This window comes from Geomonas oryzisoli, from assembly GCF_018986915.1.
Lineage (GTDB): Bacteria > Desulfobacterota > Desulfuromonadia > Geobacterales > Geobacteraceae > Geomonas > Geomonas oryzisoli.
In genome coordinates this window covers 4,554,854-4,575,055 of the sequence record NZ_CP076723.1, presented here as the reverse complement: position 1 = coordinate 4,575,055, position 20,202 = coordinate 4,554,854, and the positions used below count along the sequence as shown (strand labels likewise).

Genomic DNA, 20,202 nt, shown 5'->3' with positions numbered 1-20,202 from the left:
TGAAAAGGCGCCCCCTGCGTGGCAGGGGGCGCCTTATTTTTGACTATTGCGGCTATCGCTTGCGAAGCGCTAGTCGCAGCTGAAGTTGGATTCGATGCGGCGGTTTTGCAGCTTGCCTGCCGCGGTCTTGTTGCTGGCCACCGGTTTGGTCGGCCCGTAGCCGACGGCCTTGATGCGGTCGGGGGCGATGCCGAAGTTCTTGATCAGGTAATTGCGCACGCTGTCGGCGCGACGCTGCGAGAGCTTCATGTTGGCGGCCTTGTCGCCGACGCTGTCGGTGTGCCCTTCGATGGTCCCCTTGGCGTTGGGGAACTCCTTGAGGAAGTCCGCCAGCGCCTTCAGCTCGTCATGGTACTCCGCCTTGATGTCCGACTTGTTGGTGTCGAACTTGATGTTGATCACCGTCGGCTTGCACAGCTTGGCCGGTTCGGGCGGCGGCACCACTACCACCGGTGCAGGCTTCGGTGCGGGGACCGCCACGTCGACTTTCGCCGTGCTCTTCGCACTGCCGCCGGCCCCGGTGCAGGTCAGGGTATAGCCGACGCTGTCCTGCGGGGTGACCACCATCGAGCCCGCCGGCTGCACCGGTCCTATGCCCGGTTCGATGACGCAGTTGGTCGCGTTGCTGGATTGCCAATTGAGAGTGACGGAATCCCCCTTGGTGACCGACGACGGGGTGACGGTCAGTTGATCGGTGGGAGCGACGGGAGCCGGGGCGGGAGGCGGCGGCTCGACCGGCTTGGGCGCAGGTTCGGGTGCCTTGGCAGGGCAAAGTGCCTTGGCCTTGGCGGTGGCATCCTTGGCAAGCGCAATCGCCTCTTCGGTGTGGCAGGCCCTCAGGACGTCGTAGGCGTGATTCTTGGCGGCTTCGGCCTGTGCGAACTCTGCCGGGCAGAGCTTGTCCTTACCCTCGGCACGGGCCGCTTCGATCGCTTTATCGGCCTGCTGCACGTCGGCGACGATGTAGTAGCCGGGAATATTGCCGCGCCCGCTATTGACCTCGTAATGAGCGCAGCCGGACATGGCCCCCACCGAGACCAAAGCCGTCAGCAGCAAAGCCCCCCTCAACTGTTTCTCTCTTCTCATGTTACCTCCTTATCACATTTTTCCCTTTTAACTGTCTGTCGACATTCACATGCCTGGAACAGGCAGACGGGATCAAAGAACAGCCGGCTTCGATCAGAGGCCAAGGTACATTTCAGCCAGCGCTGTGCCAAGCCGGGCAAATAAAATTTACTTTGAAATGATTAAAGATTCCAGCGGCGAAGGGAATTAATTTACACCAATACAATGACGGGAATGGTGCTGAGTGTGACCCTGTCGTCGACTCGGAGGAGCTGAAAAAGAACGGCCGCCCGAGTCGGCGGCCGTGGCTATATTGATATACAGGCGGTGCTACAGTGGCCGCGGGTTGCAGAGGTAATCCTCCTCGTCAGCCTTGGCGCGGCACCGGTTGCAGACGAAGTTCGGTCGGGCCGAATGCCTGTCGATCTCCTCGATCCTACCCTCATGTTTCAACTGGCACATATGCGCCGGGTGTTGCTTCGGTTTTGGACAGTCTTCCTTCTCGCTCATGTCGTTCTCCTTTTGTGCGAGTTGATGATCCATCATAGCAGGTCTTCACGGCTGTTGGCGCCAACATTCCATACTTCATATATTTTAAATTGACCTGGCAGAAGGAAAGATTTATATATTCTTCGAAATCCAGCCTCATGTAAATATCACAATGCGGCAGGTCAAGGAGTCATAACATCTTCTTCCTGAAAACTCTTTGGCGCCAAGCGCAAGGGGAGGACCGATGGCCCTGAAGGATGTACGGATACTGATAGTCGATGATGAGAAGTTTTATCGTGATTCGTTGCGCGACATTCTCGGCAGGATCGGATTCACTGTGGTTGCCGAAGCGGCGGATGGAATCGAGGGAGTTCGGATGTTCCTTGCGCATCGCCCGCATATCGTGATCATGGACGTTTATATGCCCGTCAAAAACGGTATTGACGCCACGAGGGAGATGATCGCGCTGAACAAAAACGCCAACGTGCTCACCAGCAGCGCCTCAGATTGCCCCAGCGACACCAGCGCGGTGATGAAAGTCGGGGCCAAGGGGATACTGAAGAAACCTTTCGAGCCAAGGGAGATTTACGACACCATCAAGAACGTTTTGTGCGGCACCTGAAAGCAAAGTAGCTCCGGTTTTCTTTTTTGCTCCATATTTCATCCTCAATTTCCTCCTACCCTGGAGACACTGGCAACGTGCCCCGGGAAAAAGGAGAATCGAGATGAAAAAGAAAATCCGGTATCTAATCGCACTACTGGTGGTACCGTCACTGCTGTCGGCCTGCGTCGTCGTGCCGGTGGATGATTTTTACGGTGGACACCATCACGGAGGTTATTACGGCGACTACGACGGTCGCTACGGCCGCGGCCCGTACGGCTGGCGCAGGTAAACGGATTCAACGCAAACCCGACGGAACCGCCTCCTGCACAACGTGGGGCGGCGCCGTCGGGGGGCAGCAGCAGGTTGCCGTTGTCATCAGGCCACCTCCAACCTCATTTTTCTAATATAAGTCTGCTTTTTCTAATATGCGGTCATGTTTATATTAAATGACACCTGTTTTTGCTAAAAACAGCCGCCGCCGGCTCGAATCGGAGGCTTGAAGTTTACGCTAAAGCCGAGCCTGGTCATTTTTCACCCCACTTTATAATCCAGGTCCACCTCCATTATCGTAATTGCACCCTTGCTTTTTCCAAAATCCTCACCTTTTCGTTCGAAACCACCGTCGATCACTAATGAAGATGCTGCTTTAGTTTAACTACACCCTTATTTAATTTGAACACGGTCATGTTTACTTTAAACATGGTCTACTTTATTTTAATTGCGACCATGTTTAATTTAACTGCGGTTCGGTTTCGTTTGTGCGTGGTGTGCTTTCGGTTACCTGCGGCCTCGGTTTATCTGAAGACGATCTCGTTTTTCTTATACACGGCCCGTGTTGGCTTTGCCGCTGTCTGCACGCAATCTTCTATGACGTCCCTCGATTATTTTCTCGCTCCACCTGCTTCGCTTCACGCCCTTTTTGCCGTGAATACCGCCCGTAACGGTGCCGGGTGCCCTTCGATGGTCTTCTCCGCATCTTCAGGATCGAGAAAATCCGCCAGCGACTCGAACTGCATCCACTGCGTCGAACGTTGCTCGTCGCGGCTGGTGCGGTTGGTGCCGACGCAGGCAATCTGCGTGAACCCGCAGCGCTGCAGCCACAGGATCATCGCCTCGATGGACGGGAGGAACCAGACGTTGCGCATCTTTGCGTAGCGTCCCGGCGGCATGAACACCGTTTCCCGGTCGCCGTCCACAATCAGCGTCTCCAGGATCAACTCCCCTCCCGGTCTCAGGCATCCCTTGAGCTCGAAGAGATGGTCGAGGGGGGAACGACGATGGTAGAGGACCCCCATGGAAAAGACGCTGTCGAAGCATGCGAGGTTTTCCGGAACATCCTCGATGCCGATGGGGATGACGTGGTGCTGCGGATCGCACAGGTAGCGCTGCATCACCTGGAACTGCTGCACTGAAAGCAGGAAGGGCTCGATGCCCAGGACAAAGTCGGCGCCGGCACCGCGCATGCGCCAGCCGTGATAGCCGTTGCCGCAGCCGACATCGAGCACCTTGCGCCCGGCCAAGGGCTCGATATGCGGCAGCACCCGATCCCACTTCCAGTCCGAGCGCCATTCCGTATCGATATCGATGCCGAAAAAACTGTAGGGGCCTTTGCGCCAGGGGTGAAACGCCTGGAGCTGAGTTATGACCTCTTCGCGGCGGATGTCGCCAAGATCGGCGCTGGAGCCTATGGTGACGTTGTCTTTGAGCTCGATGCGGGAAGGGCGTATCGCCGGCAGCGATTCCAGGGCGCTCTGCCACCCCGCGAGCTTGCCGTGGCTCTCGAGCTGGAGTCTTTCCGGCAGGGTCGCCTGCAGCTGCTCAGCCCAGCGCTCCTGCCCCATGGCTGCGAGTTGGGAGTAGAGGGAATCGTAATTCATTTCATTGCGACCAGCGAGGCGAAGTTGAAGCACTGGAACCAGACTTCCGACGAAGAGAACCCGGCCGCCTGCAGCCGCTTGTGGTGACAGGCAAGGGTTTCCGGGATCATCACGTTCTCCAGCGCGGACCGTTTCTGACTGATCTCGAGATCGCTGTAGCCGTTGGCCCGTTTGAAGTCGTGATGCAGTTCGACGTGGAAATGCTGCCGCTTCGGTTCACTGAAGGCGATCTTTTCGGAGAGGATGAGGATGCCGCCAGGTCTGAGCCCGGTATGGATGCGCTGGATTAGCGCCTGGCGCTGCGTCGGGGGGATGAATTGCAGGGTGAAGTTGAGCACGACCACCGAGGCGTTCTCGACCGTGACATCCTGGAGATCGGCACAGATCATGGTCACCGGAACGGCCGAGCCGGCATCGCGAGCCAACAGTTCACGGCCGCGTTCGATCATGGCGGGGGAGTTATCCACGGCGATGATGTCGCAGTCCGGTTGGCTGATCCGTTGGCGCATGGCGAGGGTGGCCGCCCCGAGGGAACAGCCGAGATCGTAGCAGTGGCTCCCGGCCTGGGCGTACTTGCCGGCGAGGATCCCGATATTCGAGATGATCATGCCGTAGCCCGGGACCGAGCGCTGGATCATGTCGGGGAAGACAGCGACCACCCGTTCGTCGAACTTGAAATCGATCATTTCCTGCAGCGGCGCCGCGTAGATAGCATCCTTGGTTCTTGTCACAGTCTTTCGATCCTTTTCAACTGACAATCCGTAAAAAAGTCGAACATAGCGGGTTTGCTGCGGAACATCAACCCCTTGTTGCAGAATAGCGCCCCATCAATTGCACCTACGGGCAAACAACCTGCTGTCTCCCTGGCCTCCGTCTTGATGCGTGAACCGTTGACACCATACGTCAATGCCGTATAATCGTCCCCATGGTTACCTTTGTCGAATCACCACTTTTCAATAAACAGGTTCACGACTACCTGACTGATGATGAGTATGGCGGCTTCCAGAGGTTTCTCGCCGCCAACCCAGAGGTCGGTGATGTAGTCCGCGGCTCCGGCGGGGTTCGCAAGATACGTTGGTCACGTCGTGGGGTCGGCAAAAGTGGTGGGGTCAGGGTCCTTTATTTCGCTCGCACCAGCGCAGGAGAAATATGGTTGTTGCTGATATATGCGAAGAGCACTGTAGAAAGCATACCCGGACACATACTGAAACAGCTTAAGGAGGAGATGGAACATGCCAGTCGATGAAAAAGAGCTACTTGAACGTGACGCCAAGCGTAACATTGGCGAGGAGTTGCTCCAAGCTGTGCGGGATATAAAGGCCGGCAACGTCGGGAGAATATCCACTATGGAAGTCTCTCCGCTGGCCTCGGCCCGTCAGAGAATAGGACTCTCCCAGAGTGAATTTGCCAGCATGCTGGGTGTATCGCTCCGAACACTGCAAGAGTGGGAGCAGGGGAGAAGAAAGCCGTCAGGAGCCGCGAAATCACTGATCACTATCGCCATCAAGGACCCGGAAACCCTTCAGAAACTACTGGCTGCCTAGCAACGAAAAGACGGCCCAGCGCAGCTGACAGCTATCGCCCTTAGCGCAGGAAGGCGACGTCGTTGAGGAGGTCGAGCAGTTTTTGCACCTTGGGCGAGGGCTCTCCCTTGGTGATCAGCATGATCGAGGCGGCAACCGTCAGACTCCCCGGGACCCGCACGCCGCGCGAAACCAACGCACTGGGGCCGATACCGATGGCACCCGGCGTCTCCAGCACTTTCGCCCTCATCTCCTCGACGCTTGCCACCTGACAAAACGTCGACACGACCTGTTCGCCATCCAGCACCTTTCCGATGAACGCCTCGTTTTCCGCATCGGCGGCCGGCGACCAGACGACGACAACGCGGCGGTTCGGGCCGCCAAGCTTCTTCCAGTTGGTGATCCTTCCGGTGAAGATCCCCTTTAACTGCTTCCTGCTCAGCTTCTTGATCTTTACACTGTCGTTAAGAAAGATGACGGTTTCGTTGGTGCCGACCGGCACCTCCCGAAAAGCATCACCGTCGACCGCCGTTCCGGTTTCAGCTGACCGCTGCAGGAATGTATGCAGATCGACGGTCGAGACGACGGCATCGAGGGAGCCACCATCGAGGTCCGCCAGTTCCGTCCCGGGTTTGCTTTGTATGGTGACCAGGCGCAGAGACGGGTTTTCGTCTTCGAAGGTTTCCTTCACCGGTACGATGACTTCGGTCAATGCGGCATCGCCACCACCAATCCTAATGACCTCAGGTGTCGGCGGCTGGGTTGCCGCTTCTTTTTTTAACGTCGCACACCCCGCGCTACAACAAACAGCCATAACCAGCGCGCAGAGTGAAATGGATCGTTTCATTGCTGCCATCCTGCAAATTACAGCGTACCGATTTAAAATAAACACACTATAAACCTTTCACGCAAATCAATGTGTACGACAAAGGCACCCGCCAATATCATCCAATTTTTTAGAATAATCAACACAGTATTTTCGAAATACTATTGTCTGGAGCACTTTGACGTGAATAAAGTCACATTTTTTTGCAAGACATATAATCAATTTATTCAAAACTATCCATATGCCACCAGTGACCCCTTGCCGTGTTTTGCCGGGCCGCTATTTACAAGAGTTGCGTTGTTGGTAACATTAATGAGCCGAAACGGCCACTACTGTCGAGGAGTTCATTATGCAAAAGACCATGCGTGCGCTGGTTAAGAAATACCCCAAACCGGGACTATGGCTGGATGAGGTGCCGGTACCCGAGGTCGGTATCAACGATGTCCTGATCAAGGTGCACAAGACGGCGGTCTGCGGCACCGACCTGCACATCTGGGACTGGAACGCGTGGGCGCAGAAGACGATCCCGGTGCCGATGGTGATCGGACACGAGTTCGTAGGCCGAGTGGTGGCGATGGGGAGCAACGTCGCCGACCTCAACATCGGGGACATCGTCTCCGGCGAGGGGCACATCGTCTGCGGCAGATGCCGTAACTGCCTGGCGGGAAGACGGCACCTGTGCAAGGACACCAACGGCGTCGGGGTGAACCGGACCGGGGCCTTCGCGGAGTACATCTGCATCCCGGTGACCAACGTCTGGCATGCCGACCCGTCCATCCCGATGGAGATCCTGAGTATATTCGACCCCTTCGGCAACGCGACCCACACCACCCTCGCCTTCCCGGTGCTGGGGGAGGACGTGCTGATCACCGGGGCCGGGCCGATCGGCATCATGGCTACCGCCATCGCCCGGCACGCCGGGGCGCGCTACATCGTCACCACGGACATGAACCCCTACCGGCTCGAACTGGCCAAGAAGATGGGGGCGACGGTGGCGCTCAACGTGAAGGAGCGGACCCTCGCGGACGTGCGCAAGGAACTGGGGATGAAGGAGGGGTTCGACGTCGGCCTGGAGATGTCGGGCAACGGCAACGCCTTCAAGGAGATGATCGCCAACATGTGCCACGGCGGCAAGATCGCCATGCTGGGGATCCCGTCGGGCGACCTCGCCATCGACTGGAACGAGGTGATTTTCAACATGCTCACCATCAAGGGGATCTACGGCCGGGAAATGTACGAGACCTGGTACCTGATGCAGTCGCTGATCAAGATCGGGCTGGATCTCACCCCGGTGATCACGCACCGGATGCACTACACCGAATTCGAGGAGGCCTTCAAGGTGATGAGCAGCGGCAACGCGGGCAAGGTCATCCTCAATTGGGTGGAGGATGGCGAGCAGTAATGACTGGGTCGCCACCTGCACCGTGTACTGGGCATTCGATGGGGGAGCTTACCTGTAGGGGCAAATAATTATTTGCCCAGCCTCTCGCGCACAACGTATCCTGTGGCACAAGAGGTGCTGAAGGCACATGGGGGGCGAATGATTATTCGCCCCTACATTTATAGGAGCTAGACATGGCAGACAAATTCGCCTGGATCACCGAAGAGATGAACGCCCTGGAAGAGCAGGGACTGAGGACCACCATCCGCACCATCGGCTCGGCCTGCGGCCCCTGGATGGTGGTGGACGGGAAGAAGGTGCTCAACTTCTGCACCAACAACTACCTGGGACTCGCCAACCACCCGCGCCTGAAGAAGGCGGCGCAGGAGGCGGTCGAGCAGTGGGGGGTCGGTCCGGCGGCGGTGCGCAGTATCGCGGGGACCCTGGAACTGCACCGCAGGCTGGAACAGCGCCTGGCGGCGTTCAAGGGGGTGGAGGACGCGCTCTACGTGCAGTCGGGATTCTGCGCCAACCAGGCTGCCATCCCTCCCATGGTGGGCAAGGGCGACGTCATCTTCACCGACCGGCTGAACCACGCCAGCATCATCGACGGCTGCCGGCTTTCATCGGCGAAGATCCTGGTCTACGAGCACTGCGACCTCGCCGACTGCGAGCGGGTCATCAACGAGAACATCGGACAGTACCGGCGGGCGCTCCTCATCACCGACGGCGTCTTCTCCATGGATGGTGACATCGCACCGCTGGACAGACTGTTCGAGCTCTGCGAGCGCCACGGCATCATCACCATGGTGGACGACGCCCACGGCGAAGGGGTGCTCGGCCACGGCGGGCGCGGCATCGTGGATCACTTCAAGCTCAACGGCAAGTTCGACCTGGAGATCGGCACCCTGTCCAAGGCGTTCGGCGTCATGGGCGGGGTCATCGCGGGGAAAAAGGTGGTCGTCGACTGGATCCGTCAGAAAGCGCGTCCTTTCCTCTTCTCCAGCGCGGTTACCGCGGCCGACACCGCCGCGTGTCTCGCCGCCGTGGACCTTCTCGAGGAAAGCACCGCACTGGTGCAGAAGCTCTGGGACAATACGCGCTATTTCAAGGAGGGGATGCGGCAGGCGGGATTCGACATCGGGGCGAGCGTCACGCCCATCACGCCGGTCATGCTGGGGGAAGCGACCGCGGCGCAGGAGTTTTCACGCAGGCTCTTCGCCGCCGAGCCCGGCATCTTCGCCATGCCCATCGGCTTCCCCACCGTTGCGCAGGGCAAGGCACGCATCCGCGTCATGATCAGCGCGGCTCACACCCAGGATGACCTGGAAACGGGTCTGAAGACCTTCACCACTATCGGCCGCGAGCTCGGCGTGATCGGCTGAGCATGCTTTTCCTCCCCTCCCCCTTGCCAACAGGGGGAGGGAAACTTCCTGCCTCTGACTCCTCTCTCATAACTGCCATGACTCAATCACCGAGCGTTATTGTCTATTGCAATATTGATATTGTGTGTTAATTTGAGTCAGCCAACAGTAACCTTTTAACAATCAGCTTTAAAGTCCTTCTTATGTCAGCCGATAGAGTCTCAAGGCTGATTTATGCCAGTAAATGCTTTTATGTGAATAGAAACCATGGGAGGTGCTGCATGTTCCACCCCAAACGGTTCTGCAACATGGGGACAAAGATTCTGCTGCTGTTGTGTCTGATCGCCTGGGGGCACTCCAACGCCCATGCGGCCGGTTTCATCGTCATCGCAAACAAGAGCGTCGCGGAAAGCACCCTGACCCGGGCCGAGTTGCAGGGCATCTACCTCGGCGAAAAGGTGAAGTGGAACAACCGGAAACACATCAAGATCGCGGTGCTGGAAGAAGAGCGGACGCTCAAGGATTTCCTGCAGACGGTCCTCGGCAAGACCCCGTCGCAATTCGACCAGCATTGGGTCCGGATGGTGACCACCGGGAAGGCTTCCATGCCTCCCGCTTTTACCGACAGTCAGCAGCTGATCGACTTCGTGGCCAGGACCCCCAATGCCATCGGGTTCGTCGCTTCCGGCCAGACGGGCGATGCCGTCAAAACCATTGCCATCAAGTAGGGGAGATTTCGCTATGAAGAAAACTTTGACTGCGATGATGCTGTTCGCCTTCGCCGGGTCGGCCCACGCCGTGGACCTGGCCGGCGTCGAAATTCACGGTTTCGCCTCGCAGGGGTACATAAAGACCTCCCCTGACAACAATTTCCCCGTGTCCAACAGCGGAGAAGGCTCCTTCAACTTCAACGACTTCGCCGTGAACTTCTCCAAGGAGGTCAATCCGGACCTGCGCGTCGGCCTGCAGTTGCTGGCCATGGACCGTGGCAGCTACGGCAAGGACAAGATCACCCTCGACTGGGGCTTCGGCGACTACCGCCTCACCGACTGGCTCGGCTTCCGGGCCGGCAAGATCAAGATCCCCCTGGGGCTGTACAACGAGTCGCGTGACAACGACGCCGCCCGCACCTTCATCTTCCTCCCCCAGAACGAGTATTACGACTACGAACGGGATTCGGTGAACGCCATCACCGGGGCAAGCGTCTACGGGTCGGTCCCCGTCGGACCGGCGGGGACCGTGAACTACCAGTTCCAGATCGGCACCACCCCGATCCCCCTGGACGGCGCGTCGGCGAAAAACTACTCGGCTTACATCTCCACCGTGGACGCCCCCCTCACCACCACCGACGTGAACTCCGACACCGCGTTCGTGCACCACCTGGAATGGAGAACGCCGGTCGGGGTGCGGGCCACCTTCAGCGGGCTGCACACCTCCTTCGACGGCACCGCCTCCGGGATCTACACCGATCCGGTGACCTCCGCCACCACGCCGGTCACGGCGAAATGGAAGTTCGATTCCTGGCACCGCTACATCCTGGGCGTCGAGTACATCCTCGACGACCTGACCCTCGCCACCGAATACCAGCGGGACGACTACACGGTGTCGGCGGACTACCAGAACCCTGCCCTGGAGAACTTCACCTCCAGACAGGCTTCGGACGGCTGGTACGTCAGCGCCGCCTACCGCTTCACGGACTGGTTCGAGCTTGGCGGATACTACACGGAGATCTACGCGGACCGGCATCACCGGGACGGATCGACGTTCGAGGATCTGGGCGTGGGCGCTCCCTGGCAGACGTGGCAGAAGGAAAAGGTACTGACGCTTCGTTTCGACCCGATGCGCAACCTGGTGCTGAAAGTCGAGGGGCACCTGATCGACGGGACCTGGAACATGTCGGAATATACCGACGCGTCGAAACGTAACTGGTACCTGGTGGCCACCAAGGCAACGGTATTTTTCTAGGCGGGATTCGGCGGGTCAGCGTGAAGACTTGATACTCCTGGGGTTGCAGACCACCAGAGGGTCGTTCGCCTGCACCTTGCACTTGTTGCAGTAGACGATCGGCTTTTCGGCGCGGCGGTCGAATTCTTCCATCCTGCCGTCCTTTTTCAGCTTGCACATGTGAGCCTTGTGCAGTGCCGGCTGCTCACACTTCTCTTTTTCTCCCATCCAACAAACCTCCTGTGCAGGTCTCTTTGGTCCCCTCTCCCGCTCGATAGCTCTAGTCGGTCCCGAAGCGGGTGAGGGTGCCCACAACAGCGCGCGGATCGACGGTTACGGCGTGCCGTACAGCGCCAGGGTAAGCAGCGCCGGAAAGATGTTGACTCCGGCGAACGCCGCTGGCTCCCAACGCTCGAACGGATACAGCAACAGCGGCAGACAGAAGGCGAGGCACCACAAGGGGGCGTGCTGACCTGCGATCAGGCCGAAGACCGGGAGCATGAGTGTTGCCACGATGGTGGCCAGAAGCCAGAGCACCAGAAACGGCGCCGGACCGCGGAACGTGCACGGTGCGAACAGCGGCACGCCGGCCCGACGGTACTCCTCGGCGTGCCGTTTCTGCAGCATCCAGAAGTGCGGCACCTGCCACAGATAGAGGATGCCGCAGAGCAGGACGATCCTGAAATCGGTGACGGCGCCCCCGGCTGCGCTCCAGCCGATGAGCGGCGTCGCTGCACCGCAGACGGCGCCGACCAAGAGTGCCAACGGGGTGCGTCGTTTGAGGGGGGTATAGCAGAGGAGGTACCAGAGCAGTGTGAAGAGGGCGAGGCACAGCGGCAGGAGGCCGCTGAGGTTGAGGAACAGCACCCCTAGGCCGAGGGGTATCAGACCGATGAACAAACCTCCCGCCACCCCGAGCTCGCCGGAGGCGATGGGACGTAACCTGGTGCGGTCCATGAGGGCATCGAGGTCGCGCTCCAGCACCTGATTCAGCGCCGAGGCGGCACAAGCCATCAGGGCCACCCCGGCAAACAGGGAAAGCGCGCCCAGATCCGACCGCCCCCGACACATCAGGTAGCCCCCCAGCGCCGCCGTTGCGTTCATCAGCGACAGCGGGAGCCGGAACAGGCGGTAGATCCCTTTACATCCGTTCCAAATTGCAGCTGCGATCATTTGTCCCCTTCCAGGAATTCCACTATCGCCTTCAGCTCCGCCTCCGGGATCTCGGTTTTGGGCATGATCGGGGGGAAGCCCTCCACAACGGCCGCACCGGGGTCGACTATGGATTCACGCAGGTATTTCTCGTCCGCCTTCACCGTCTCGGGCTTGCCGCCGCGGGTCACTTTCACCTGGCTGTCGTAGAGCCCCTTGAAGGTCGGTCCCACCTTCGGGGTCCCGTCCAGGGAATGACATCCCAGGCATCCGTACTTCTGCAGCAGCTCCTGTCCCTGCGCCCCCACGCCGGCCGGCTTCTGCCCCAGCCAGGCTGCGAACTGCTCCGGCGGCAGCGCCTCCACCGTGCTGATCATGGCCGAATGGCCGGTGCCGCAGTACTGCGAACAGAAGAGATCGTAGCTGCCGGGACTGGTGGCGACGAACCAGACGTGGTTCTTCATACCGGGCACCACGTCGCGCTTGATCCTGAAGGCGGGAACGTAGAAGCCGTGCACCACGTCCTTGGAAACCAGGTTGACCTGCACCGGCCTGCCGACCGGCACGTAGAGCTTGGGACTGCTCTTGCCGTTGTCGTAGACGAAGTTCCAGGACCACATCCGCCCTTCCGCCGTCACCTGCAGTGCGTTTTTGGGCACGGTCCGCAGCGACAGATAGCTGGTCCAGCCGTAATAGAACATGCCGATCACCAGCAGGGTTGGGAGCAGGGTCCAGACCACCTCGAGCAGCGGGCTTCCCGATACCTGGGAGGTCGGTTCCGGATTCTTGGAGCGGCGGTAGCGCACCACGAAGAAGATCATGGTGATGGTGATCCCCAAAAGGAGCACCGTGCAGGCGCCGAAGAGGAACTTGAAGACCGGGTCGACGGCTTGCGTCGTTGTCAAAAGCTGATTTTCCACGTTCGCCCCTTTAACGGTAGAGTACGTCGAAGAAGGTTCCCCCGATGAAGCTCGCCAGGGTGAAGAGCGCCACGAACAGGATGATCCGGAACAGCCGCGGCTCGTACTTCATGTGCATGAAGAAGGCGATTACCAGGCCGGATTTGACGCTGGCGATGGCGAGCGCCGCCCAGACCTTCCAGACCCCCAGCTCGACCCGGGTCACCATGATGGTCGCCGCGGTCAGAACCAGCAGGGCCACCCAGACGGTGGTCAGTTTTCCGTAACTCAGGATGTGTTCCGCGTGTTCCTCTGTCATACCGTTCACTCCAAGCGTTTGAACTCCCTCGCCCTAACCCGCCTGCTACAGGATCAGGTAGTAGAGCGGGAAGATGAAGATCCAGACCAGGTCGACCAGGTGCCAGTACAGTGTGACGTTTTCCAGCGTCACGTTGTCGTTCGCGTTCAACCTTTCCTTTTGCACCATCACCGCGGTCCACGTCATCAGCACCGCGCCCACGATGACGTGGATGCCGTGCAGGCCGGTGGTCAGGTAGTACAACCCGAAGAATATGGACTCTCCCGGCGGCCCCGCGATCAGCTTCGGGGAGTTCGGATAGATGCCGTGGTGGAACTTGGCGCTCCACTCCAGGTACTTGATCCCGAGAAAGATGAACGCGCATCCCACCGTCCCGGAAAGAAGCCCCAGGGTGAGTTTTTTCGCTCCCGACTTGATCGCGGTAACCGACATGGCCGCGAACAGTGAGCTGGTCAGGAGCACGACGGTATTGGTGGCGCCGTAGACCAAGTCCAACTGGTGTCCCCCCAGCCCGAACTCCTTGGGGTAGCGGGTCAGGTAGACCGAGTAGAGGATGAAGACGCCGCCGAAGAGGAGCATCTCCGTGAACAGGAACAACCACATGCCGAGCTTGGCGCCGAAACTGTCCTTTTCCAGGTGACTCATGGAACCCCCGCCCCTTTGAAATCGTACGGCCCGTGGGACACCACCGGGTCCTCTTCGAAATTTTCCGTGGGTGGAGGGGTCGCGATGCTCCACTCGAGACTCGCCCCGCCCCAAGGGTTGCCGATGAACGGCTCCCCCTTGAACAGCCCGCGCCACAGGTTCCAGACTACGATGGCCACCCCGGCCAGCATGATCCAGCTCCCCACCGTCGCCACGAAATTGAGCCGGGCGAATTCCGGGAGGTAGTCGTAGTAGCGTCGCGGCATCCCTTCCATCCCCAGCACCTGCATGGTGAAGTAGAGGATGTTGAAGCCGATGAACATGAGCACCCAGCCGATAATGGCCGGCTTCTCCTGGTAGCGGCGCCCGAAGTACTTGGGAAGCCAGTAGTGGGCCGCCGCGAAGAAGGCGAAGCCGGTGCCGCCGAACATGACGTAGTGGAAGTGCCCGACCACGAAGTGGGTGTCGTGCACGTGGATGTCGGTGGCCGCCGCGCCCAGGATGAGGCCGGAGAGGCCGCCGATGGAGAAGAGCAGAATGAAGGAGAGCGCGAAGAGCATGGGCGCTTCCAGCGAGATCGAACCCTTGTACATGGTGGAGACCCAGTTGAACACCTTGATGGCCGAGGGAATCGCCACGATGAAGGTCAAAAAGGAGAAGACCAGGACGCCGAGATCGCTCATCCCCGAGGTGTACATGTGGTGTCCCCACACCGCCGAGCCGGCCGCCGCGATGGCGAGGCTCGAAAAGGCGATCATCTTGTAGCCGAAGATCGGTTTTCTGGAGAAGACCGGGATAATGTCGGAGATGACCCCCATCCCCGGGAGGATCATGATGTAGACCGCCGGGTGCGAGTAGATCCAGAACATGTGCTGGTACATGACCGGGTCGCCACCGCGGGTGGGGTCGAAGAGGCCGAGCCCCAGGATCCTCTCCGTCACCACGAGCAGCAGGGTGATGGCGATGATCGGGGTGGCCAGTACCTGCACCCAGGCCGTCGCGTAGAGGCTCCAGGTGAAGAGCGGGATGCGGGTCCAGGTCATCCCCGGCGCGCGCATCCTGTGGATGGTGGTGATGAAGTTGATCCCGGTGAGGATGGAGGAGAAGCCGAGCACGAAAACCCCGAAGACCGCCAGGGAGACGTTGGTCGTGGTCCGGGCGCTGAAAGGGACGTAGAAGGTCCAGCCGGTGTCGGGGGCGCCGCCGCCGGTGAAGAGCGAGGTCAGCACGATGACGGCCCCGATGGCGTAGAGCCACCAGGAGAAGAGGTTCACCCGCGGGAAGGCGACATCCCGGGCGCCGAGCTGTATGGGGAGCACCAGGTTCCCGAAGGAGGCCGGTATTCCCGGAATGATGAAGAGAAAGATCATCACCACCCCGTGCACCGTGAACATCGCGTTGTAGGTCTGCGCGGTCATGATGGTCGGTCCCGGCGCCATGAGCTCCAGCCGGATCAAAAGCCCGAGAAAGGCTCCCACCAGGAAGAAGCCGAGCACACAGTACAGGTACATCAACCCGATCCGCTTGTGATCGGTCGAGAATATCCAGGCTCCGATCCCGGTCCTCCCGGTATCCCGCCAGAAGCCGCCTTCCGCCATTGCCGATTCTTGACTCATTGTTCCCCCGAAACATGCAGCGCCCGCGCAGCTAGGCGTTGTTGTTGGTTCCCTTGTTATTGCCGTTATTCCCGTGTTTACCGTTATTCCCGTTTTTGCCGCCCACCACGAGGAAGATGATGAAGCCCACCACGCAGACTATGATCACCGTGGCGCTCACCCGAAGGATGTTGAACTCGTAGCTCTTGCTATTGGGGTCGAAGCTGAAGCAGTAGCTCACCATCTTGCTAATGGTTGTGCCGATGCGTCCCTGGCGCGCTTCCATCAGGGCCAGGGTGAGGTCCTTGGGCAGGAACTGCGTGCCGTAAAGGTAGCGCACGATCATGCCGTCCCGCGCCACGATGAAGCTCGCGACGGGGTGCACGAAATCGTTACCCTTGCGTTGAAAGTGGAATCCGGCCGCGTCGGTGAGCTTGCGGATGTTGGCCGCGTCGCCGGTGAGAAAGGTCCAGTTCCCCTCCGGGAATTTCCCTTTCATCACCGTCTGATACAGGTGCTTCGACTTCAGCGCCCGCTGCGGGTTCTCACGGTCGTCGAAGCTGACCGAGATGATCCGGTATTCTTTCCCGGGCTCCAGTTTGATCTCGGGAAGCGCCCTGGCCAGGCCTTCCTGCAGGTAATTGCAGACGTTGGTGCAGGAGTAATATACGGGGAGGATGATGGTCGGTCCGGTGATCAGGTCATGCAGGCGTCGCTGGCGCCCGTTTTCGTCGTTGAAGACCAGGTCCAGCGGGATCCTCGCCCCCAGCCGCTCATCGAGCCCCACGTTCGCATCCGCCTGCGGTGCGCCCTGGTGGGACTGATGCGCAGAGGCATCCTCCTCGCTGTGGGCATGTACGACAGCCGGAAGCAGCGACACGACCACCACTCCCAACAGCACCGCCCGCCTGATAAAACCAATGATCCCGGTCAATTCCATTGCACCTCTCATGGGAAAAACAAGTGCTCATTATAAATCAATCTTCCCGGCTGTCCACATGAGGCGAAAATTATTTAGGAGAAAATCCCCCGGCCCGCTCTTTCCCCCCCATGTTCTCGGGTGTTTGCGGGACCGGAAAAGATTAAACTTGACTTAATTTTCGGTTACATTAGACTGTGCCAATGTTTTTCCTCATCTGGCAGTCAGCCCGGAGAGCGGCCCCGAAGCTCTCCCGGCAACAAGGAGGCCGGTCATGAAGAGTTTTCCTTGCAAGATCGTGATGGCAGCCATCATCCTCTCCTGCGGGTTCGTGATGCAGATCGAACAGTCCGAAAAGGTCCAGCAGAGGCAGAGAAACCAGCAGATCACCAATCCCGAAATCGCCGCCAACCTCGCCGCCGTCCAAGACCGTTTGCACCAAAGCGGACGCCTTTCCTGGTAACAACCACGCCAACCGCACAACCGGGGACCTTTTCGGCCAGTCGATGCCCTAACCGGATAACCGCCGGCTTCGGCAGGGTCCGCTGTGGATTTTAATTGTAAACAATCGAATACCTTTAAAGTTTTCAGTGTCACAGACGATAATCTCCTTGAGTGTGAAAAGCCTAGAAAAGGAGATCGTTCATGTCTTTTAGTACCCGCCTAATCACGATCAACCTGATTGCTGTCTGTGCGACGGTCACCTCTACCATTGCTTTGGGTAACTGCGGCAACATCCTGACGATGGTGGGGGCCGGGACCTTCATCTTTTTCATTTCCGCGCTGGCGAGCTGGTTCGTGGCCCGCTCCGAATCCCGCGTGCTGCGGGAGATTGCCGACGCGCTGGAGGCTGCTTCCCAGGGGACGTTGTCCCGCCGCGTCGAAGACATCCCCAGCGGCGAAATCGGACGTATCGCAAACGCCTTCAACAACATGATGGGGGACTGGAACAAGACCATGCACCAGTTCTTCACGGTTACCGACCTGGTCCGCGACTCGGTCGCTCTGGTGAGCGCCACCAACGACGCCATGGCGTCCGCCGCCGAAGACGTCGCCATGCAGGCGTCCACCATCGCCACGGCGAGCGAGGAGATGTCCGCCACCTCCGCCGACATCGCCCGCAACTGCATCTACGCCGCCGAAAACGCGCACAAGGCGACCGCCGAGACCACCGCCGGCGCTGAGATCGTCAGGAACAGCGCGGTCCTCATGGAGAACATCGCGCAGCGGGTCACTTCGACCTCGACCTCGGTAGCAGGTCTCGGCGAGCGCTCCGACCAGATCGGCGCCATCGCCGGCACCATCGAGGACATCGCCGACCAGACCAACCTCCTTGCCCTGAACGCCGCCATCGAGGCGGCGCGCGCCGGCGAGACCGGGCGCGGCTTCGCCGTCGTGGCGGACGAGGTGCGTGCCCTGGCCGAACGCACCACCCGCGCCACCAAGGAGATCGACACCATGATCAAGTCGATCCAGAGCGAGACGCGAGACGCAGTCGGCGCCATGAGCGAAGGGGTGCAGCAGGTGAACCAGGGGACCGCGGAGACCTGCCGCTCCGGCGAGGCCCTGAACGGGATCCTGGGCATGATCAACGACCTGACCATGCAGCTCTCCCAGATCGCCACCGCCGCCGAGGAGCAGACCGCCACCACGCACGAGATCACCGGCAACATCCAGATGATCACCTCCGTGGTCAACAGCAACGTGGAGAGCGCCCGCAACACCAAGGCGGCCACCAGCAAACTGGTGCAGCAGGTGGACGAGCTGCACGAACTGGTTTCCCACTTCCAGCTCTCCGACGCCATGGTCTGGGACCAGAGCTTCGCCACCACCATCAACACCTTCGACGAGCAGCACAAGAAGCTGTTCGCCATGATCAATGAGCTGGCGCAGGCGATGCAGCAGAAGCGGAGCAAGGAAGCGATCGGTTCCGTGCTGCAACGCCTGATCGAGTACACCGGCAGCCACTTCGCCGCAGAGGAAGAGGCGTTCCGCAAATCCGGCTATCCCGAGGAAGCTGCGCACGTCCAGCAGCACAGGGCCCTGGTGAGCCAGGTGGTCGAGCTCCAGCAGAAGTTCAACTCGGGCGAAACGGTGCTGACCCACGACGTCATCGAGTTCCTGCAGAACTGGCTGGTGAACCACATCAAGGGGACCGACAAACGCTACGCCCCCCACCTCAGCAAGGCCGGCGTCCGCTAAAGGCATTTAACAGGGATAAAAGGGATAAAGGGGATAACTGCATAACCAAAAGCTTTGGGTTTTAAACCCAAGCCGTATGGTTTTTGCCGTTCATCCCTTTTATCCTTTTTATCCCTGTTAATTTGTTTTGCCTGCTTCTCCCTCCAATGAATTAAACCGGTTCTACTTCCCCTCGTTTTCTGCTACATTTCTTGGGCCACTATTCTCGCCCAAGAGGTTGCCATGTCTGACAAAACCGCACTCCTGCTGCTCCAGATGGGAGGCCCCGACTCGCTCGATGCCGTGCACCCGTTCCTCATGAACCTCTTCACCGACCGCGACATCATCAAGATCGGCCCGGCCTTTTTGCAGCCCTTCATCGCCCGGCGCATCGTCAACAAGCGGGCACCGGAGGTCACCGAGTTCTACCGCCGGATCGGCGGCAAATCCCCGATACGGGAGCTGACCGAGGCCCAGGGCGCAGGACTGCAGGCTCTTTTAGGCGAACGCTTCCGTTCCTTCGTCGCCATGCGCTACTCCCGCCCCACCACCATCGACGCCCTGGCTGCGATCAAGCGCGAGGGGATCAAACGCGTAGTGGCGCTTTCGCTCTACCCGCATTACTCCAAGGCGACCACAGGCTCCAGCGTCAACGAACTGCAGCGCGTCCTGAAGGAGGCGAAGGCGGACTTCGAGATCACCTACATCGACCGTTTCTACAACCATCCGCTCTATATAAAGGCCCTGGCCGGCAAGGTGATGCGCGGGCTGCAGGCCTTCCCGGATCCCAAAGATGTCGAGATCGTCTTTTCGGCCCATTCGCTCCCCCAGTCCTTCATCGACGAAGGCGACCCCTACCTGGCACACATCCAGGAAACGGTGCGGCTGGTGATGGAGCAGGTAGGGGAGGCGAACCACCTGCTCTGCTTCCAGTCCAAGGCGAGCAAGGTCAAGTGGCTGGAGCCGTCCACCGAGGCGACCATCCAGCGGCTGGCCAGGGAGGGAAGGGAGAACCTGTTGATGGTGCCGCTCTCTTTCGTCTCCGATCACATCGAAACCCTGTACGAGATCGACATCCAGTACGCCGAGGAGGCCAAGGCGCACGGCATCAAGCGCTTCGTCAGGACCGAATCGCTCAACTCCGATCCCATGTTCCTGGATTGCCTGGCGGACCTGGTGCGGACCACGGTAAAAGCATGAAAACCTGCAGCATCTGCAAGACCGAGTACGACGAGAACGAGCCTGATTCGCTGTACGGCGAGGCGGGGGAGTGGCTGGCGGAGGAATTCTTCAAGGACGCCGGCGAGCTGTGCAAAAGCTGCCGCGAGAACCGCGCCCGGCTGGTCATGATGTATGGGCACGAGATGAACACCTAAAACCCTGAAACCGTTAGCCACGGAGAACTTCGGAGAAAGTCTG

24 protein-coding genes are annotated in these 20,202 nt (G+C 59.4%); 12 read left to right on the top strand and 12 right to left on the bottom strand.

Translation table 11 applies throughout. The features are described from left to right. Positions 1-69: 69 nt before the first annotated feature. Both KP004_RS19900 and KP004_RS19895 read right to left on the bottom strand, forming a co-directional pair. Positions 70-1,086 carry an OmpA family protein gene (locus tag KP004_RS19900; RefSeq protein ID WP_216800118.1) on the bottom strand — a complete coding sequence of 339 codons (1,017 nt, stop codon included), beginning with the start codon at positions 1,084-1,086 and terminating at the stop codon, positions 70-72. A 309-nt stretch (positions 1,087-1,395) separates the two neighbouring features. Next, on the bottom strand, positions 1,396-1,575 hold the full coding sequence (locus tag KP004_RS19895) for a hypothetical protein (RefSeq protein WP_216800117.1): 180 nt from the start codon (positions 1,573-1,575) through the stop codon (positions 1,396-1,398). 223 nt (positions 1,576-1,798) lie between these two features. On the opposite strand from KP004_RS19895, the gene KP004_RS19890 reads away from it, so the two are divergent. Continuing rightward, positions 1,799-2,176 carry a response regulator gene (locus tag KP004_RS19890; protein ID WP_216800116.1) on the top strand — a complete coding sequence of 126 codons (378 nt, stop codon included), beginning with the start codon at positions 1,799-1,801 and terminating at the stop codon, positions 2,174-2,176. A 103-nt stretch (positions 2,177-2,279) separates the two neighbouring features. After that, positions 2,280-2,447: a hypothetical protein gene (locus KP004_RS19885; RefSeq protein ID WP_216800115.1), complete on the top strand. Its 168-nt coding sequence runs from the start codon at positions 2,280-2,282 to the stop codon at positions 2,445-2,447. 619 nt (positions 2,448-3,066) lie between these two features. Here KP004_RS19885 and cmoB read toward each other — a convergent pair. Both cmoB and cmoA read right to left on the bottom strand, forming a co-directional pair. Then, complete coding sequence (gene cmoB, locus KP004_RS19880; protein ID WP_216800114.1) at positions 3,067-4,035, bottom strand: tRNA 5-methoxyuridine(34)/uridine 5-oxyacetic acid(34) synthase CmoB; 969 nt, start codon at positions 4,033-4,035, stop codon at positions 3,067-3,069. After that, the gene (gene cmoA, locus KP004_RS19875; RefSeq protein WP_216800113.1) at positions 4,032-4,766 is read right to left on the bottom strand and encodes a carboxy-S-adenosyl-L-methionine synthase CmoA; all 735 of its coding nucleotides are present in this window, start codon (positions 4,764-4,766) and stop codon (positions 4,032-4,034) included. The genes cmoB and cmoA overlap by 4 nt, the downstream gene beginning before the upstream one ends. 194 nt (positions 4,767-4,960) lie before the next feature. On the opposite strand from cmoA, the gene KP004_RS19870 reads away from it, so the two are divergent. Next, positions 4,961-5,281 (top strand): type II toxin-antitoxin system RelE/ParE family toxin, encoded by a 321-nt coding sequence (locus KP004_RS19870; RefSeq protein ID WP_216800112.1) that lies wholly within the window; start codon positions 4,961-4,963, stop codon positions 5,279-5,281. Next, on the top strand, positions 5,268-5,579 hold the full coding sequence (locus KP004_RS19865) for a helix-turn-helix domain-containing protein (protein WP_216800111.1): 312 nt from the start codon (positions 5,268-5,270) through the stop codon (positions 5,577-5,579). The genes KP004_RS19870 and KP004_RS19865 overlap by 14 nt, the downstream gene beginning before the upstream one ends. Positions 5,580-5,619: 40 nt before the next feature. Here KP004_RS19865 and KP004_RS19860 read toward each other — a convergent pair whose 3' ends face one another. Further along, positions 5,620-6,270 carry a substrate-binding domain-containing protein gene (locus tag KP004_RS19860; RefSeq protein ID WP_216800110.1) on the bottom strand — a complete coding sequence of 217 codons (651 nt, stop codon included), beginning with the start codon at positions 6,268-6,270 and terminating at the stop codon, positions 5,620-5,622. A gap of 463 nt (positions 6,271-6,733) precedes the next feature. Between KP004_RS19860 and tdh the strand changes: the two genes are divergently transcribed. From tdh to KP004_RS19840, 4 genes are all read left to right on the top strand, one after another. Beyond that, positions 6,734-7,786: an L-threonine 3-dehydrogenase gene (tdh, locus tag KP004_RS19855; protein ID WP_216800109.1), complete on the top strand. Its 1,053-nt coding sequence runs from the start codon at positions 6,734-6,736 to the stop codon at positions 7,784-7,786. Between the two features lie 173 nt (positions 7,787-7,959). Next, positions 7,960-9,150, top strand: a complete 1,191-nt coding sequence (locus KP004_RS19850) for a glycine C-acetyltransferase (RefSeq protein WP_216800108.1) — start codon at positions 7,960-7,962, stop codon at positions 9,148-9,150. A 260-nt stretch (positions 9,151-9,410) separates the two neighbouring features. Then, on the top strand, positions 9,411-9,857 hold the full coding sequence (locus tag KP004_RS19845) for a type 2 periplasmic-binding domain-containing protein (RefSeq protein ID WP_216800107.1): 447 nt from the start codon (positions 9,411-9,413) through the stop codon (positions 9,855-9,857). Between the two features lie 13 nt (positions 9,858-9,870). Next, on the top strand, positions 9,871-11,094 hold the full coding sequence (locus KP004_RS19840) for a TonB-dependent receptor (RefSeq protein WP_216800106.1): 1,224 nt from the start codon (positions 9,871-9,873) through the stop codon (positions 11,092-11,094). A 15-nt stretch (positions 11,095-11,109) separates the two neighbouring features. Here the strand turns inward: KP004_RS19840 and KP004_RS19835 are convergent, their stop codons facing one another. The 7 genes from KP004_RS19835 to KP004_RS19805 form a co-directional block, all read right to left on the bottom strand. Beyond that, entirely contained in the window at positions 11,110-11,301 is a 192-nt protein-coding gene (locus KP004_RS19835; RefSeq protein ID WP_216800105.1) for a hypothetical protein, read from the bottom strand. 105 nt (positions 11,302-11,406) lie between these two features. Next, the gene (locus KP004_RS19830) at positions 11,407-12,246 is read right to left on the bottom strand and encodes a protoheme IX farnesyltransferase (RefSeq protein ID WP_216800104.1); all 840 of its coding nucleotides are present in this window, start codon (positions 12,244-12,246) and stop codon (positions 11,407-11,409) included. Next, positions 12,243-13,130 (bottom strand): cytochrome c oxidase subunit II, encoded by an 888-nt coding sequence (gene coxB / locus KP004_RS19825; RefSeq protein ID WP_239026869.1) that lies wholly within the window; start codon positions 13,128-13,130, stop codon positions 12,243-12,245. Before coxB ends, KP004_RS19830 begins: the two co-directional genes overlap by 4 nt. Before the next feature lie 25 nt (positions 13,131-13,155). Next, a complete protein-coding gene (locus KP004_RS19820) occupies positions 13,156-13,443 on the bottom strand; it encodes a cytochrome C oxidase subunit IV family protein (RefSeq protein WP_216800102.1) in 288 nt (95 codons plus the stop codon). Positions 13,444-13,488: 45 nt separating this feature from the next. Then, positions 13,489-14,088: a cytochrome c oxidase subunit 3 family protein gene (locus KP004_RS19815; RefSeq protein WP_216800101.1), complete on the bottom strand. Its 600-nt coding sequence runs from the start codon at positions 14,086-14,088 to the stop codon at positions 13,489-13,491. Beyond that, positions 14,085-15,704, bottom strand: a complete 1,620-nt coding sequence (gene ctaD, locus KP004_RS19810; RefSeq protein ID WP_216800100.1) for a cytochrome c oxidase subunit I — start codon at positions 15,702-15,704, stop codon at positions 14,085-14,087. The genes KP004_RS19815 and ctaD overlap by 4 nt, the downstream gene beginning before the upstream one ends. A gap of 31 nt (positions 15,705-15,735) precedes the next feature. Beyond that, positions 15,736-16,635 (bottom strand): SCO family protein, encoded by a 900-nt coding sequence (locus KP004_RS19805; protein ID WP_239026868.1) that lies wholly within the window; start codon positions 16,633-16,635, stop codon positions 15,736-15,738. A gap of 241 nt (positions 16,636-16,876) precedes the next feature. On the opposite strand from KP004_RS19805, the gene KP004_RS19800 reads away from it, so the two are divergent. The 4 genes from KP004_RS19800 (at position 16,877) to KP004_RS19785 (ending at position 20,159) form a co-directional block, all read left to right on the top strand. Next, a complete protein-coding gene (locus tag KP004_RS19800) occupies positions 16,877-17,065 on the top strand; it encodes a hypothetical protein (protein ID WP_216800099.1) in 189 nt (62 codons plus the stop codon). Positions 17,066-17,247: 182 nt separating this feature from the next. After that, complete coding sequence (locus KP004_RS19795) at positions 17,248-18,804, top strand: bacteriohemerythrin (protein ID WP_216800098.1); 1,557 nt, start codon at positions 17,248-17,250, stop codon at positions 18,802-18,804. Positions 18,805-19,026: 222 nt separating this feature from the next. Further along, a complete protein-coding gene (hemH, locus tag KP004_RS19790) occupies positions 19,027-19,983 on the top strand; it encodes a ferrochelatase (protein WP_216800097.1) in 957 nt (318 codons plus the stop codon). Continuing rightward, positions 19,980-20,159 (top strand): hypothetical protein, encoded by a 180-nt coding sequence (locus KP004_RS19785; protein ID WP_183344170.1) that lies wholly within the window; start codon positions 19,980-19,982, stop codon positions 20,157-20,159. Before hemH ends, KP004_RS19785 begins: the two co-directional genes overlap by 4 nt. Positions 20,160-20,202: the final 43 nt, after the last annotated feature.